Below are 16,448 nucleotides of genomic sequence, written 5' to 3'. Positions count from 1 at the left end.
ATCTGGTCAGCGGGGATGCGGCACTGGCGACGGCGTTGCAGGCATCGCTTGAAACGCCTTGAGGGGCGCTACGTGGATGCAGCAGCGCGGTCGCGCGCGAGCGCGCTCCTACAGGGCGGACCTGTTGTGCCGTCTTTGTAGGAGCGCGCTCGCGCGCGAATCAGCAGACCCCGAACGGCAGCGCGCCGGTGGAGACCACGCGCTGGCCGACGGTGTCGCCCTGCAGGAAGGCGATCGCATCGGCGACGACGGCGGCATCGTTGGCGATGCGGTGATGGCCCAGGCCGGTGGTACTGAGCAGGTGCGCCTGGGGCCAGTAGCGCGCGTAGCGTTCGCCTTCGGCCCAGGGCACGTCACGGTCTTCGAGGTCGTGCACCACCAGCGCCGGGCGGGCGATGCGCGGGGCGGTGGCGTGGGCCTGCAGGTCGGCGACGGACTGGGCGGTCACGGCTTCGTAGTCGTCGAAAATCCGTTTGGTCAGATGTTGGGCCAGGCCGATGACGCCGGCGAAGCGACGGGCGGCGTCGACGGGATCGGCGGCGGGTGCCAGCAGGATCGCCCGCTCGGCCTGCAGGCCACGGCTGAGCGCGATGGCCACGGCCGCGCCGCCCAGCGAATGTCCGATCACGCCCGCGAGCGGGCCCAGGTGCGCGGCCACGGCCTGCACGCCCGCGACGAACATCGGCAGGTTGGCGCGGCGGCCGCTGCTGCGGCCATGTGCCGGCTGGTCGAACGCGACGACCGCATAGCCGGCGCGCTGTAGCGGCGCCACCCACGGCAGGAAACGCAGGCCGTAACTGGACCAGCCGTGGGCCAGCAGGACGCAGGGCTGGGTGTCCGGATCGCCCCAGGTGTAGACGGTCAGCTGCTCGCGACCGAGCGGCAGACGATGGATGCGCGCGCTATTGGCGTCCGCATTGCGAGCCCGCTCGCGAGAGGCCGACATCGGCGTGCCGAACAGGTCGAACGCGCGATGCAGCGTACCCTTCGGAGCCAGCCAGCTGCCCAGCCGGAAGCGCCAGCGCAGCAGCGCGAGCCCGGCATTTTTTCGAACGATCGTGCTATTTGAGGGCGCGGCGGCGGTGGCCATGGCGGGTTCCAGGGATCAGGCGGTGGGAGTCGGGTTCGACGCGGCTCCGGACTCGGGCTCCGTGCCTGCGCCATAGGACGCGAGCAACCGATCCAGCGAACGCAGCGCGAGCTGGCGCGCGTGGTCGGGGTCGTACAGGCGGGCGGTGTGCAGCCCTTCGGTGACGGCGAAGATCTCGAAGGCGAGCAGCATGGGATCGGTCGACGGGGCCAGCTCGCCGGCGTCGACGCACATGCCGATGGCCTTCGCCAGCTGCTGGCGCCAGTGCTGCAGCCAGCGCACGGTGCGCTCGCGCAGCGCACCCGGACGCGCGTCGTATTCGTTGGCCGCGCCCAGCATCACGCAGCCGTCGGGGTTGTCCAGCACCCACTGGAACCAGCCCTCGGCGATCGCGCGCAGGCGCGGCAGGCCGCGCGGCCGGGCCAGTGCCGGCGCCACGACGACCGCTGCGAAGCGTTCCGCGGTCCAGTCGAGCACGCTGAGCTGCAGATCCTCGCGCGAGCCGAAATGGGCGAACACCCCGCTCTTGGACATGCCGGCGGCGCCGGCCAGATCGCCGATCGACAGGCCTTCGAGGCCCTGGCGCGAGGCGATAGCGTAGGCGCGCTCGACGATCATCTCGCGGGTCGCGCTGCCTTTGCTGGTGGCGGGTACAGGGGTCATGCCGGGATAAATAGCACGAACGTTCGTATTTTCAAACCCGGCCGTTCGGGCCTTAGGGAAGGTCTGAACAATTCCGCTTTTGGCCGTCATTCCCGCGGCTTTCAACGGACGCATGTCCGGTCAGGCGGGAATCCAGCGTCTTTGGTTTTCAGAGGCTTGAAGTCACTGGATCCCCGCCTGACCGGACATGCGTCCGTTGAAAGCCGCGGGGATGACGGCAGTTATTCAGACCTTCCTTAGTCCGCCCCGCAGGCCGGTGCGGCCCATTCGGACTCCGGGTATGCGCCTCCGTCATGACCCATGGGTTGCACACGACGGGTGCTTTCAGCGCCTCGCACAGGCGGCGGCCCCGGAAACGGGACTTGTGGGTGATGGCTGCAACCGGTGCCGCATTCGCGCCTGCAGAGAGGCTGGCCGGACGCCAGGCTCAACGCCCTGACGGGGTGTCCAGTGCCTCGCGAAGACGCAGGCGGCAATCCGCCAAGCCCGATTCCGACCGGTGAATCCGCACCGGCGCGGTGGTGCTGCGCTCGCCGAGAATCCGGCACAGCGTGGCCTGCAATGTCGCGCCGTCATCGTCGAAACCGCCATGGCTCGTCGCCGCACTGCCATCCGCCGCATGCGCGGGATCGCCCTGCACCGGGGCCTGGATCCAGTCGAGCTTGCCGGTCGCCAGCAGGTCACGGATGGCGCCGTTGGATTCGATGAAGCGCGCCATACCCAGCAGCGGGGTGCCGTTGCGGTGTTCGCGGCGCACCCAGCTGCGGGCGCGCTCTTCGAAGGCGTGGGCGACGAGGTACAGCAGCGACTTGTTGTAGACGCGGGCGCAGTGGTCGTCCTGTTCGGCGCGGTCGCTCAGGGTGAACAGGCCGGCGTGGCCGATGCGGCTCTCGGCCAGTGCAGGCGCGAAGCTCTGTTCGAACAGGGCCATCGTCATCGCCGGCGCCCACAGGTTGAGGCTGGCGATGCGCTGGCCGATGCCCTGCATGCTGGCGGCCGGGCCTGTGGGCACGAGCCCGTCGGCGGTGATCAGCTGCGCCAGCGGCGCGAGCAGGATCGAGCCGGCACTGTGGCCGACGAGGTGCAGTTCGACGCTCGGATCGGCCTGCATCCATTCGCCGAGCAGGCGCGCGACCTGCGCGGCGCCGCCGGCTTCGGTGAGTTGATCGCCGCTGCGGATGACGGCGGTCGTCGCCAGCAGCGCGTTCTCCTTCATCTCGTTCCACATCGCCTTGCCGCCCAGCGCGCGCGCCAGCGGTTCGATGGTGTCGTCGATGCGATCGAGCAGCACGCCCTTGGCCGTGTCCATCAGGCCTTCGGTGCGCGGGCGCACGGCGTCGCGCAGGATGTTGCCGAGCGTGCTCCAGAAATCGCTCTTCCACACGAAGCACAGCGGGTAGATCTGCTGCGGCAGCATCAGCTCGCGCAGATCGGCGACACGCTGGATCGCGGCCTGTTCCGGCACGAGGCCGCCGTGGGCGTAGAGCATCACGCGCTTTTTCGGCCAGTCGCGGGTGATGCGCGGCAGGTCTTCGCGGATGAGGTTGCGCACCGCGTCCTGGCCGGTGCCGAAGCGCCCGCTGGTGCGCAGGCGGCCGTCGTTGCCGAGGCTGACGATGTGCGGGCGCAGGTCGGCCTGCGAGTAGCCGTTCGACTGCCGTGCCAGCGCCGAGTTGCTGGCGGCCACGGCCTGCACGCGTTGCAGGCGCACGGGCACGGCGAGGCGCGCGACCCAGACATCGGTGCCGCGCTGCAGCCATTCGTCGTAGCTGATCCAGGCGTAGCCGCGCTTGCCCCAGCCGGTACCCCAGGAGTTCTGGATCCAGAAGCCGTCGCGGTCGTAGCCGACGATCGCAAACGCGTGGTAGCCGGCGATCGGTTGCTCGGTCCAATCGATGACGCCCGACTTGGGCGGCGCCATCCAGTCGGCGTGCACCGCGGCCGAGGCGTAGAGCACGCCCACTTCGGCGAACGCGGCGTGCATCGCCACCAGATCCTTGTGGTTGACGCGGTAGTAGGCACCGAGCGGATGTGCCTGCGCGGCGCGCGCGCGTTCTTCGGTGTAGACCTCGTCCAGCGGGCCGGTGGTGTCGGGCCAGCAGTCCTCGGCGCACACGCCGTGGCGGTGCCAGCCCTTCATCGCGCCGCGGCAGCTGGAGCCGTCGTAGTCCTCGCCTTCCCACTCGTCGTAGCGGCGGGCCATGTCGTAGAGCATGCGCGTGCTCATGCGCAGCGTGACCGGGTCGGGCCGGCGGCGTCGCAGCAGGGTGTGCGCGACGGTCGCCAGGCCGTAGGCGGTGCAGGCGCCCTCCTCGCCCTGGTCGAGCACCGGCACGCGCAATGCGATGAAGCGCGAGAGCGGCATTTCGCTGGGCACGTCGACCAGGGTGGGTTCGAACATGCGGTCGCGGAAATCCGCGGTATCGGGGCGTGCGTCGAGCAGCCGCTGGGTGGTCGCCTTGCGCGCCGCGCGGCGCGTGGTCTTTCGGGTCGCCATGAAGCCTCCGTGGTGCGCATATCGAACGCGCCCGGGCCTGCCGGGCGGACAGCGACGGATCCCCCGCCGCAGTGTGCAACGGATCGATGACGGTCGCGATATGACACCCACAGTGCGCGCGGCCGATCGCAGGCGCCGCGACGGTGGGTCATTCCCGCGAAAGCGGATGTGCTCTCCAACAGCCGAATGGCTGGTCAATCCATGGGCGCTCGACCCGATCGCGCAAACGTCCTTGGATTCCCGCCTTCGCGGGAATGACGACGGGTCAATCCATGGACTCTCGACCCGACCGCGCAAACGTCCTTGGACGACCAGCCCTCCGGGCTGTTGAAGAGCGCTTCCCGCCTTCGCGGGAATGACGATTTGTTGGTTGGGATAACACCCGCATCCGCGTTCTGCGATGCTTGTGCGGATGACCACAGGCCTGCGCCCATGAAGAAACGCGTCAAAAAAATTGTCGGCTGGGGCCTGTTCACGCTGCTGGTGATGGCAGTGAGCAGCATCTTCGTGGCCGACCACCTGCTGCCGCCGGCCAGCGGTGTGCCCAGTCACGTGCTGCCACTGGCCGACGACGCCACGGCGCTCGACCGCGAACTGGTGCCACTGCTGGCACGCCATGACGGCAAGACCGGCGCGATCATGCTGCCCGACGGCGTGGACGCCTACGCCGCGCGTGCGATCTCCGCGCGCCAGGCCGGGCGCAGCCTCGACCTGCAGTACTACATCTGGCACGACGACCTGACCGGGCGGATGCTCGCGCACGAGGCCTGGATGGCCGCCGAGCGCGGCGTGCGCGTGCGGATCCTGCTCGACGACATGGGCATCGGCAAGATGGACGACACCCTGCTAGCGATGGACTCGCACGCCAATATCGAGCTGCGCGTCTACAACCCGTTCCGCAACCGCACCGGCGTGATGCGTCTGCTGGAGATGGTGCAGCGCGCCTGGGGCGTGAACCACCGCATGCACAACAAGGCGTGGATCGCCGACGGCCGCGTGGCGGTGGTGGGCGGTCGCAACATCGGCGTGGAGTACTTCAGCGCGGCCGAGGAATTCAACTTCCACGATCTCGACATGGTGCTGTTCGGCCCGGCAGTGGCCGATGCCAACGCGATCTTCGATGACTTCTGGAACAGCGAGGCGGCGGTGCCGATCGAGGCACTGAACCGCAAGTCGAAATCGACGATCCGCGCAGTGCTGGCGCAGATCCAGGAGGAATCGCGCAGCGACGAGGCGCAGCGCTATCTGGAGGCGATGGAGCTGTCGCCGAGCGTGCGCGGCTATTTCTCGCAGGCGCTCACGCCGATCTGGAGCGAGCACATCCGCATCCTGTCCGACCCGCCGATCAAATGGCGCGGCGACGACCGCGAGGACTGGCTGGTCGAGCGCCTGGTCGGCGACATCGTGGACGCCGAGCGCTCGGCGCTGCTGATCTCGCCCTACTTCGTGCCCGGCGTGCAGGGCACCAGCGGACTGGTCCACCTGGCGCAGCGCGGCGTGCATGTGGCGGTGGTGACCAATTCGCTGGCGGCGAACGACGTGGTCGCGGTGCATGGCGGCTACGTGCGGTATCGCACGACGCTGCTCGAAGGCGGCGTGCATCTGTTCGAAGCCCGCAGCCGCGCCGAGGCGAAGGCCGCCAGCAGCCTGTTCGGCAGCAGCGGCGCCAGCCTGCACACCAAGGCGATCCTGGTCGACGGCCGACGCGGCTTCGTCGGCTCGTTCAACCTCGACCCGCGCTCGGCCAACCTCAACACCGAAATGGGCGTGCTGTTCGACGACCCCGCGCTGGGCGCGGCGCTGTTCGAGGAATACCGACACCTCACCGCACCGGGCATGAGCTATTGGGTGTACCTCAACAGCGACGGCGACACCCGCTGGCTCGACCGCACCGAAGACCCGCCGGCGCCTCTGAAACTCGAACCCGACAGCACCCGCCTGCAGCGCGTGAGCGCGAATGTGGTGCGCTGGCTGCCGGTGGAGTCGCAGCTGTAAGGTCGCATTGCCGCTCGAAGCCCTCCCCCGCTCGCGGGGGAGGGTTGGGTGGGGGCGAACCGTCAGGCTGTGCGAGGCGCGAACCAGGCGAGTCGGAAGGGCCTCGCTTTTTTGAGCTCGTCATCCCGACGAAGGCCGGAAGTGCTTCACAACAGCGCTTAATGCTGGTCATCCAGCGAATTGAGGGCCGGTAGCGGAGCAGCAACGCCATGTGCGTGATTGAGGCGGCAAGCCTGCTGGCAGGTTTGCGATCTCGGCCGACTGGAAGTCGCTGGATCCCGGCCTTCGCCGGGATGACGGCTTCTGGCTTATCGCGACCCAGACGACTTGGAGGTCGGCCAGCTCTTTACAGCGAGCCGAGCGAACAACGCCAAACCGCCCCAACCGCTTGATCCTGAAGCCCTTCGGACCCGAAAGTTGCACCTTCAACCAATTCACGGGGCAGGGGCGTAAAATGCCGCGGTCACTCTCACCCTGCGGCCCTGCCGGACCGATCCGGTCGCCAAGACCGACCCGCACAGCCCCCACGCCGCCTCCTGCCACCAGACGTCGGGCCCATCGCCCGTGACGGAGTTTTGAATGATTTTCGAGCACCTCGACACCTACGGCCACGAGCAGGTCGTGTTCTGCCACAACAAGGACGTGGGTCTGAAGGCGATCATCGCGATCCACAACACCGTGCTGGGTCCGGCGCTGGGCGGCACCCGCATGTGGCCGTACGACTCCGAGCAGGACGCGCTCAACGATGTGCTGCGCCTGTCGCGTGGCATGACGTACAAGAACGCGGTCGCCGGCCTGAATCTCGGTGGCGGCAAGGCGGTGATCATCGGTGATCCGGCGTCCGACAAGTCGGAAGGCCTGTTCCGCGCGTTCGGCCAGTTCGTCGAGTCGCTGGGCGGCCGCTACATCACTGCCGAGGACGTCGGCATCGACGTCAACGACATGGAACTGGTGTATCGCGAAACCCAGTTCGTCACCGGCGTGCACCAGGTCCATGGCGGCTCGGGCGACCCGTCGCCGTTCACTGCCTACGGCACGATGCAGGGCCTGCTGGCCGCGCTGAACCGCAAGTTCGGCAATGAAGACGTGGGCAACTACAGCTACGCCGTGCAGGGCCTGGGCCATGTCGGCATCGAGTTCGTGAAGCTGCTCGCCGAGCGCGGTGCGAAAGTGTTCGTCACCGACATCAACAAGGATCGCGTGGCACGCGCGGTGGACGAGTACGGCGCCGAAGCCGTGGGTCTGGACGAGATCTACGACGTCAACGCCGATGTCTATTCGCCGTGCGCGCTCGGCGGTACGGTCAACGAGCAGACGTTGCCGCGCCTGAAGGCCAAGATCATCTGCGGCGCGGCGAACAACCAGCTCGTCAACAACGCGATCGGCGACGAGGTCGAGAAGCGCGGCATCCTCTACGCGCCCGACTACGCGGTCAACGCAGGCGGCGTGATGAACATCTCGCTGGAGATCGACGGCTACAACCGCGAACGCGCGATGCGGATGATGCGCACGATCTATCACAACCTCACGCGCATCTTCGAGATCTCCGAACGCGAGGGCGTGCCGACCTACATGGCCGCCGACCGCCTCGCCGAGGAGCGCATCCAGACCATGGGCAAGCTGAAACTGCCGCTCGGCCGCGCGCAGCCGCGCTTCCAGGGCCGCGTACGCGGCGGCTGATCCGGCCGTCTCGAAAGTTTCACGAAAACGCCACCTTCGGGTGGCGTTTTTGCTTGCGCGCGGCGCGTTGCTTAACGGTTGCGGAGGACCGCACCGGCGCCACTGCCACTGCCGGATCGCAGGTGTAGCCTAGCCGCCCCGACGTCTCCCGACGCCCTCCCCCAGGAGATTCCAATGCCCCGTCTGACCCGCACCCGCACCCTCGTGCTCGCCATGGCCGCCCTGCTCGCCCCGACGTTTGCCGTCGCCCAGCAGTACGACTACGAGCGGCAGGACACCTGGCAGTACCCGGCGTCGCTGGGCCAGTCCCCGATCGACATCGAGCGCGCGGTGGCGACCGAAGGCGACATGGAAGAAGCCCAGGCGATCGAACTGCGCGACACCGAAGCGGCGCTGCGCGTGGTCGACAACGGCCACGCGGTGGAAGTGGAAGCGCATGGCCCGGACGCGCTGATCCGCGGGCGCCATTTCGAACTGATGCAGTTCCATTTCCACGCCGCCAGCGAACACACCATCGACGGCGAATCGTTCCCGCTCGAAGGCCACTTCGTGTTCAAGGCGAAGGACGGCCGCCTGGCCGTGGTCGGCGTGATGTATCGCGAGGGCGAGCCCAACAAGCTGGCCGGCGAAGTGCTCCAGGCGCTGGGCGACGCGCACGAGGGCGAGATTGAAAGCGAGGACATCGCGATCATGCTGCCGCGCGACAAGAGCTACCACCACTATCTCGGGTCGCTGACCACGCCGCCGCTGACCGAGAACGTCGAGTGGTACGTGCTGGACAACCCGGTGACGCTGTCGGCAGAACAGATCGCCGGCTTCAACGCCCGCTACAGCCACAACAACCGCAAGGTCCAGCCGCTCAACGAACGCCCGCTGATCCATTACGCGGCGCATTGATCGCGCACTTATTTGTAGGAGCGCGCTCGCGCGCGATCAGGCCTGCCTGGGAACATCGCCCGCCCGCGCCCTCGTGCGGGCGTGGCCCTTTTCTCCTACTCCATCGAGCCAAACCGCATCCCAGACGCGCATTGAGTTCGGGCTTGTCTGTAGGAGCGCGCTCGCGCGCGAATTGCGCTCGCAAGAGCACCGTGCCAAGCGGCGTCACTTACAGAGGCTCGGGTGGATTCCCTGTGGCTTCGAGATGGTGTGCGTCCGAATATTCAGGCATGCCTTGTCCAGTCCAAAGCAACGGTCATCGCGCACTCCGTATCGGCCGAAGGTCTGAAGCCGATCGGCCCTACCTGGTCACCGCCTCCACCTGGAAACGGCGCAGGTTGTTCACTGATTTCGACAACGCGCGAGCAGCGTGCTGCGCCTTCACGAGCCCGCGTGCTGCTGGGGATTCGAGGCTCTTGGCCTGGGTTCTGATGCCCGATCATGCGCACTGGCTGTTGCAGCTGGGCACCGAATCGCTCGGACGCGTGGTGGCGCGGATGAAGTCGGCCGTCAGCCGCAACCTGCATAGCCAATGGGGTGACGCAGGACCCGTCTGGTCCAACGCATTTCATGACCGTGCAATCCGCCGCGACGAGGATCTACACGCCGCTGCGCGCTACGTCGTCGCCAATCCTTTGCGTGCAGGACTCTGCAGATCGCTTGGCGACTATCCGTTCTGGGACGCGGTCTGGCTCGCCGGAAACGAGGGCGAAATACAGGAGCGCGCGTGCTGGCGGGATTGGCGTCCTTCTGGACTGCCCTGATTCGCGCGCGAGCGCGCTCCTACAGAAAAAAGGCTGCTTGTGAGCAGCCTTTTTTGCGGGGATTGCTGGCAGATCAGAACCCGACCGCAACCCGCATCGATGCCATGCGATCACTGCCGCGCGGTCCGAAGCGCTGGTCGACGCCCAGCATCATCCGCGCACGCGGCGTCAGCCAGGATTCGAGGCCGACCCCCGCAAGACCGCCGGAACGCGCCGGCGCGAACCCGGAGATAGGCGCCCAGCTTTCGACACCGGTGAAGCTCGCCTGCAGATCGAACCCGCTAGACGACAGCGTCTGCTGCCATTCGCCATAGCCGTGCAGCGAGAATCCGGGCGCATCCCAGCGCGCGCGCAGGCCGGCGATCGCCTGGCTGCGTTCGACGTCCCAGCCTGGAGTGCGCAGGCCGAAGCCGTCGCCGCCGCGTTCGTCGAACCCGTCGCTGCGCAGACGCACCTGTTCGGCGCCGACATACGGCCCGAACGCAGTCGTGCCGACGCGCCACTGATGGCCGGCCTCGACCGCCGCCTGCGTGTAATTGCCTGCGTAGCGCGTCGACACACCCTGCCAGTCCGCGCCCGAAAACAGCTGTCGCTGCATGTCGCGATCGAAGCGGCCGCTGCCGAGCTGCGCCATGACGTAGCTGTCGCCGAAGCTGTGCGCCAGATAGGCCTGCGCCTGGGTCTGCCGGTCGCGATTGCGGTCACCGCGGGCCGCGGCGATGCCGGCACCGCGCAGTTCGCCGAAGGCGAAGCCGGCCACCAGTCCGCTACCAAGCAGATGATCGCGGCCGATGCTCCAGCCATCGACGCTGAAACCATCGCGCGCGAATCCGCCGCTGCCGCCCTGCCCCAGCGATTCCCGCCACACGCCGGCAGACGCATCGCGCGCCGCCAATGCGCCCACCCGGGATGCGACCGCGCGTCGACCCATGTCGACGTTGTCGAATGTCGCCGTCAGCGCCGCCGCATGCTGCGCGCCCGACAGGCTCTCGAGCGCGGCGACCGCGGCCGCTTCGCTCTGGATACCCTGGAATTCGCCAGCCACCCGGACGAAGCCGTCAGCGATGGCACCACCGCTCACCGACGACTGGCCATCGACCTGCGCGAACGCCCCTTCCACCCGTTCAGCCGCGCCCATCGACTGCGCAGTGATCCCGCTCATCGACGCTGCCGCGGCCGTCACGTTGAGACGGATCACATCGATCCAGGCGAGGTTGGTGTCGTAGCGCAGATTGCCTTCGAGGAAGACGCCCGGCCCGCTGGTGAGACTGCCGAACACGCCGCTCACGCCGCCAGCGGCTTCGACGACGTTCTCGCGGCGCTGGGTCGTATACCCGCTGATGACGCCGGTGACCTGCAGTTCGCCTGCGAGGCTGGCGCTACCGCTCACCTGCAACGGCGCCCCCATCTGCCACGCGAGACGGCCTGCAGATCCTTGCTGGAAGTTGCCGGCGATGGTCCGCGCCGGCGTGTTGCCGATCACCGCAAACGTGCCGTTGTTGACGAGGTTGCCGCCCACGCGCGCGCCGGCAAACTGCAGCGTGGCGCCGGACATCACCGTCGCCGCGCCCGGAATCGAGGAGGCGAACGCGAGCGTGCCGCCCTCGGCGCGCGTGGCACCGCGATATGTGGACGCGCCCGTGACCTGCAGCGTGCCGCTACCGCGCTTGATCAGACCGCCCGCGCCGCTGATGTGGTTGGCCCAGGTCGACGTGCCGCTGTTGAAGTTCGCAGTGACATCACCCCAGTCGAACTTCGCCGGCCCGCGGACGGCCTTGCCGACGTTGAGCACGCCGTAGCCGAACACCGCGTCCACACCGGGCGCGCCGATGTCGGTCGCGGTGCCCAGGATGGTTTGCCGCACGAGGTCATTGTCGAAATACGGGAAGGCTTCCCAGACGAGCGCGGCCGCGCCCGAGACCAGCGGCGCCGCGAGTGAGGTGCCGCTGTAGCGGTAATAGGTGGGCGCGTTCGGGGCGTCGTTGGTGCCGGTGACGATCACCGTGCCAGGCGCCACCAGGCAGTAACGCATCGCGACACCGCAGGCGTTCGAATAGCTGGCGAGCGTCGTGGTGCTGTTCTCGGCCAGGGCCGACACGCTGAGCCAGCCCCGCTCCAGATCCGCGGCCGGCATGCTGCCGCCAGTGCCGGGTTTGCTCGGCAGCGCCGCGGTATCGGACGGATTGTCGAAGCCGGAGTTGCCCGAGGCGAACACCACCAGACCGCCGTGATTGATGATGAACGGCCGGTACTCGCTCGCGACCTGCGCAGTGATCCCGAGGTTGGTCCAGTACAGGCCACCCCAGGAGTTGTTCATCACCTTGACGTTGCGGCTGATGAGGTCGCGGTGGATGGTGGTCAGGCCCAGCGGGCCGTCGATCTCGTTGCCGCCGCCGGTGCCGTCGTCCTCGGGTGGCTTGTCGCGGATGATGCGGGCCGAGACGATCTCCGCGTTCTGCGCCACGCCGCCGGGCCAAGTGCCGAAGGGGCGCCCGGCCGCGGTCTGCGCGACCGCGGTGCCGTGGCCGACGACATCGTCGACGGTCAGGTTGTTGCCGGAGGCGCCGATGTAGGTCAGGTTGGCCACCACCCGGTCGCGCAGTGCGGGATGGTCGCGGTTGACGCCGGTGTCGAGAAAGCCGATCCGTACGCCGCGCCCGGTGAAGCCCGCTTCGTGCGCGGCAAAGGTATTGGTGTCGGCAAGATGCCGGCTGTAGGCCGGATTCGGCGGCTGCACCACGGTGGGCGGCGGCGTGGAGGGCGGCGGCGACAGCGGCGGCGGGGGTGTGGGGATCACCAGCCCCCCACTCGAGCCGCCACCGCCACATGCCGCCAACGCCGTACCCAGCGCGCAGGCCAGGATCGTCCGTGAAAGTCCGTGCCCGCCGCGCACGCGCATTGCTCTCGACACCATGTCCGCTCTCCTCGATGCGGACACGTCGCCCGCCTGCACCCCTGCCGCCGCATCTATACCTGCAATTGCCGCAGCGTGCCATCGTCCGGGTCCCGGTTCCGCACATGCGGGCGCCCGGTGCGATAATCGGCGGACCATGCAGTTCACCTATCGGAGTCACCTCCCCCATGACTGACATCGTCATCGTCGGCGCCAAGCGCACCGCCATCGGTTCCATGCTCGGCCAGTTCACCGGCGTTCCCACGACCACGCTCGGCGCAGCCGCGATCACCGCCGCCCTCGAACACGCCGGCGTGGCACCCGACCTCATCGACGAAGCCATCATGGGCTGCGTGCTGCCGGCCGGTCTGGGCCAGGCGCCTGCGCGCCAGGCTTCGCGCGCGGCGGGCATTCCCGACAAGGCCGGCTGCGTGACCATCAACAAGGTCTGCGGCTCCGGCATGCAGGCAGTGATGTTCGGCCACGACCTGATCAAGGCCGGCACCGCGAAATTCGTCGTCGCCGGCGGCATGGAGTCGATGACCAATGCCCCACACCTGCTCAATGGCTCGCGTACCGGCATCCGCTATGGCAGCGCGGAGATGCTCGACCACATGGCCTGGGACGGCCTGACCAACCCCGACGACGCCAAGTCGATGGGCGTGTTCGGTGACGTCGCCAGCCACGAGTACGGCTTCACCCGCGAGGATCTCGACGCCTACGCCGTCGAAAGCGCCACCCGGGCGAAGAAGGCGATCGAAAGCGGCGCATTCAAGAACGAAATCGCGCCCGTCACCGTCAAGACCCGCAAGGGCGAGGCGACGTTCGACACCGACGAGGCGCCGGGCAAGATCCAGGTCGAAAAGATCCCGACCCTGCGCGCGGCCTTCGGCAAGGACGGCGTGCTGACCGCGGCCAGTTCCTCGAGCATCTCTGACGGTGCCGCCGCGCTGGTGCTGACCTCGTCCGACGAAGCCGCCGCGCACGGCCTCACGCCGCTGGCGCGCATCGTCGCCCACGCGCGTCATTCGCAGGCCCCCGAGTGGTTCACGACCGCGCCGGTGACCGCGATCCAGAACGTGCTCGATAAAGCAGGCTGGAAGATCGAGGACGTCGACCTGTTCGAGGTCAACGAAGCGTTCGCCAATGTCGCGATGGCGCCGATGAAGGATCTCGGCATTCCGCACGACCGGCTCAACGTGAATGGGGGCGCACTGGCGCTCGGCCATCCCATCGGCGCGAGCGGTGCGCGCCTGATCGTCACGCTGATTCACGCGCTCAAAGCGCGCGGCCTGAAGCGCGGTATTGCCACGCTTTGTATTGGCGGTGGCGAAGCGACCGCAATTGCCGTGCAAATGGCGTGATCTTCGGATAACGTGTTTTTTACGAAAAAACCACGCACGTCCCGCTTGACACCCGTCAGAGGCTTGTCATCATGTCGGCGGCGCGCATTCAAGCGCGTTGCCCACACTTTCAGACGAGGAAGAAACAATGACGATCAATAAGGCTCTGCTTGCCCTGGCTCTGGGTATGGCGCTGGCTGCTTGCAGCAACGCCGACCAGGCCAACAGCTCGGCTGAAGGCGCTGCTGACGCAGCTGCCGACGCACAGGCTGCTGCGAACGAAACGCAGGATCCGGCCGTTGCCGGCACCGCGCAGGCTGCTGCCGACGACGCCGCTGCCGCTGCTGACGCCGCTGCCGACGCTGCTGCCCAGGCCGCCGCTGCCGGTACGGACGACGCTGCCGAGCACGCTGCCGACGCCGCTGACCACGCAGAGACCAAGGCTGAAGACGCCAAGGACGCTGCTGAGGAAGTGTCGCCGTAATTTGCTTCGATGGCTTCGGCCATCTGTAAGTGAATTCGAAGGCCGCCGGGGTTTCCCGGCGGCCTTTTTTCATGCCCGCAGTACGGCGGCGGCTGCCGCCTGAACAGGCGGTCTGCCAACGTACGCGCAGCCGCGTGACCTTTGCGCGCGCCTCACACGGGCGCATTCAATCTTCGCGCCGTTCCCATCCAAACAGGAAACCACGCCATGCATTTCAAGCCGATGACTGCTGTTGTTGCCGCGTCGCTGCTCGCGCTTGCCGCGTGCAGCAACTCCAACGATGCCGAGCGCGAACGCGCCGAAGCGGCTGCGGCCACCGAGAGCGCCGGCCGGGCGATCTCCGACGCGGCAGCCGCGACCGCAGACGCCGCCCGCGCCACTGCAGACGCGGCTGGCCAGCAGAGCCGTGACGCGATCCGGGACGCCGAAGTGGCCGCGCAGGACGCCGCGCGCCGCGCCGACGCGGCTGCGGACGAGGCCGCCCGCGCAACCGGCCAGGCGACACAGGACGCGGGTCAGGCGATCGAGAACGCCGGCGAACGCATGGAAGAGCGCGCCGATCGCTGATCGCCGCCGCCGCGCACACAGCCCGCCTTACGGCGGGCTTTTTTTTAGGCGGCCCACCAGCCTCGACAACCTGCGGCCTCGACACTGCCGCATCCCCGCCGGACTCTGACGCCCTAGCCGTGGACACCATGCCTGCCTGGCTGCAGCTCTGCGCTGCGTGGCGCTCGAGCGGAAACAAGATGGGTGCTGTCGCCAGCGCTTCACGGATCGATCCAAGGTCTGCGATCCCCGGCCACGCAACGATCGCTCCGTTCTGCGATCCGCAGGCCTGTCCCGCCGCCTTCGCGAGACATCTCGCGTAACGCTTCTTCAACATGCGGCAAGTGCTTGCCCTGTCTCGGATCTGCCCCAACGGTCACAGTTGGATGTCGTCGTTTGCGTGCTAGGCTCGGGGTCCGCGTTTGCCCACCGCGGCGGCGCGGAAATACCCTTTCGAGCGGTGGTTTCCGCTCTCCTGTCCATTTCCGAGGTAACGCGCGACATGGCCATTTTTCCGCAGTCCGGCACCGTCAAGAAAGATTCCCCCGCTTTCGGCGCCGATGCGCCGCCGCCCGCTCCGGCGCGCGACACGGCGTCCCCCGCGGTCGCGGATTTCCAGACGGCGACACCGCCGGTCTCGCCCGCTCCGGCGCCCTCGCCTGCACCGGCAACAGCGGCAACGCCCCGTCCCGCGCCGCCGGTCAGCAAGGAATCGATCATCGCCGCCGACCTCACGATCGAGGGCAAGATCGAAGGTACCGGCGATGTGCGAATCGCCGGCCGGTTCAAGGGCGACGTCAACGTGCAGGGCAACCTGACCATCGAACACGGCGCCAAGCTCAATGGCGGTGTCCGCGCCCAGCAGGTGCTGGTCTCGGGCGAACTGGAAGGCAACATCGAATCCGCCTCGCTCGTGGAACTGCGGGATTCGGCCGTGCTGACCGGTGACCTCAAGGCAGGCTCGTTGACCGTGGCCTCAGGCTCGAAGATCCGTGGTCACATCGAATGCGGCTGGGGCGATGTGAAGCCCGGTCCGACGCCCGGCGGCAACACGAAGGACAAGGCCGCCAACGACAAGTCCAGCGACTGATCGTGAGCAGTCGTCCCGGCGCGGCAGGTGCCACCCGCACCTGCCCGCACTGCAAGACCGTGATCCTGGAAAGTGCGGCGCGCTGTCCGGCGTGCCAGCACTTCCTGAAGATCGACAGCGCGCCCGGTTCGCCGATCGTGGCGCGCAACGCGGTCAAGCGGGAGGAAACCACCACCGCCCTCCAGGTCGAGGGCCGGATCCGGCACCCGTTGGAAGGCGGCGCCTGGGAGTACTCGGTGGTGCTGGCCATCCGCGACGAAGACGGCAAGGAGATCACCCGCCAGGTCGTCGGCGTCGGCGCATTGCTGGTGGGCGACGAGCGGACCTTCAGCCTCTCGGTGGAAGTCACGCCGACCAGTGACGCACGGCGGCCGACGCGGTCTCCATTGAGCCGGGGGCGCCACTAGCGCGTTCCGGCCAACTCGCGGCACCATGCACGACCACATGACAAGGAAGTCCAATGCCAG

General features: G+C 67.9%; 13 protein-coding genes. 9 read left to right on the top strand and 4 right to left on the bottom strand.

Annotated features, from left to right (window positions below; all coding sequences use genetic code 11):
* Positions 1–160 precede the first annotated feature (160 nt).
* From J2X52_RS17335 to J2X52_RS17325, 3 genes are all read right to left on the bottom strand, one after another.
* On the bottom strand, positions 161–1,090 hold the full coding sequence (locus tag J2X52_RS17335) for an alpha/beta fold hydrolase (protein WP_310156372.1): 930 nt from the start codon (positions 1,088–1,090) through the stop codon (positions 161–163).
* A gap of 15 nt (positions 1,091–1,105) precedes the next feature.
* On the bottom strand, positions 1,106–1,867 hold the full coding sequence (locus J2X52_RS17330; protein ID WP_310156369.1) for a TetR/AcrR family transcriptional regulator: 762 nt from the start codon (positions 1,865–1,867) through the stop codon (positions 1,106–1,108).
* 313 nt (positions 1,868–2,180) lie between these two features.
* On the bottom strand, positions 2,181–4,250 hold the full coding sequence (locus J2X52_RS17325; RefSeq protein ID WP_310156366.1) for a C1 family peptidase: 2,070 nt from the start codon (positions 4,248–4,250) through the stop codon (positions 2,181–2,183).
* A gap of 432 nt (positions 4,251–4,682) precedes the next feature.
* Here J2X52_RS17325 and J2X52_RS17320 point away from each other — a divergent pair, with 432 nt between their 5' ends.
* The 4 genes from J2X52_RS17320 (at position 4,683) to J2X52_RS17305 (ending at position 9,625) form a co-directional block, all read left to right on the top strand.
* Positions 4,683–6,245 carry a phospholipase D family protein gene (locus J2X52_RS17320; protein WP_310156363.1) on the top strand — a complete coding sequence of 521 codons (1,563 nt, stop codon included), beginning with the start codon at positions 4,683–4,685 and terminating at the stop codon, positions 6,243–6,245.
* A gap of 579 nt (positions 6,246–6,824) precedes the next feature.
* Positions 6,825–7,925: a Glu/Leu/Phe/Val dehydrogenase dimerization domain-containing protein gene (locus tag J2X52_RS17315; RefSeq protein ID WP_310156360.1), complete on the top strand. Its 1,101-nt coding sequence runs from the start codon at positions 6,825–6,827 to the stop codon at positions 7,923–7,925.
* A 174-nt stretch (positions 7,926–8,099) separates the two neighbouring features.
* Positions 8,100–8,822, top strand: coding sequence for a carbonic anhydrase family protein (locus tag J2X52_RS17310; RefSeq protein ID WP_310156356.1), 723 nt, complete (start codon positions 8,100–8,102; stop codon positions 8,820–8,822).
* A 269-nt stretch (positions 8,823–9,091) separates the two neighbouring features.
* The gene (locus tag J2X52_RS17305; protein WP_310156353.1) at positions 9,092–9,625 is read left to right on the top strand and encodes a transposase; all 534 of its coding nucleotides are present in this window, start codon (positions 9,092–9,094) and stop codon (positions 9,623–9,625) included.
* A 73-nt stretch (positions 9,626–9,698) separates the two neighbouring features.
* On the opposite strand, the gene J2X52_RS17300 is transcribed toward J2X52_RS17305, so the two are convergent.
* The gene (locus tag J2X52_RS17300; RefSeq protein WP_310156383.1) at positions 9,699–12,524 is read right to left on the bottom strand and encodes a S8 family serine peptidase; all 2,826 of its coding nucleotides are present in this window, start codon (positions 12,522–12,524) and stop codon (positions 9,699–9,701) included.
* 182 nt (positions 12,525–12,706) lie between these two features.
* On the opposite strand from J2X52_RS17300, the gene J2X52_RS17295 reads away from it, so the two are divergent.
* The 5 genes from J2X52_RS17295 (at position 12,707) to J2X52_RS17275 (ending at position 16,388) form a co-directional block, all read left to right on the top strand.
* Positions 12,707–13,882, top strand: coding sequence for a thiolase family protein (locus tag J2X52_RS17295; protein ID WP_310156350.1), 1,176 nt, complete (start codon positions 12,707–12,709; stop codon positions 13,880–13,882).
* Positions 13,883–14,009: 127 nt separating this feature from the next.
* The gene (locus J2X52_RS17290) at positions 14,010–14,345 is read left to right on the top strand and encodes a hypothetical protein (protein WP_310156347.1); all 336 of its coding nucleotides are present in this window, start codon (positions 14,010–14,012) and stop codon (positions 14,343–14,345) included.
* 207 nt (positions 14,346–14,552) lie between these two features.
* The gene (locus J2X52_RS17285) at positions 14,553–14,912 is read left to right on the top strand and encodes a hypothetical protein (RefSeq protein WP_310156344.1); all 360 of its coding nucleotides are present in this window, start codon (positions 14,553–14,555) and stop codon (positions 14,910–14,912) included.
* Positions 14,913–15,393: 481 nt separating this feature from the next.
* Positions 15,394–15,981 carry a polymer-forming cytoskeletal protein gene (locus J2X52_RS17280; protein WP_310156341.1) on the top strand — a complete coding sequence of 196 codons (588 nt, stop codon included), beginning with the start codon at positions 15,394–15,396 and terminating at the stop codon, positions 15,979–15,981.
* On the top strand, positions 15,981–16,388 hold the full coding sequence (locus J2X52_RS17275) for a hypothetical protein (protein WP_310156380.1): 408 nt from the start codon (positions 15,981–15,983) through the stop codon (positions 16,386–16,388). The genes J2X52_RS17280 and J2X52_RS17275 overlap by 1 nt, the downstream gene beginning before the upstream one ends.
* Positions 16,389–16,448: the final 60 nt, after the last annotated feature.

Source organism: Luteimonas sp. 3794, from assembly GCF_031456825.1.
Taxonomy (GTDB): Bacteria; Pseudomonadota; Gammaproteobacteria; order Xanthomonadales; family Xanthomonadaceae; genus Luteimonas.
The sequence above is the reverse complement of the archived record's forward strand: the minus strand, read 5'-3'. Positions and strand labels throughout refer to the sequence as shown.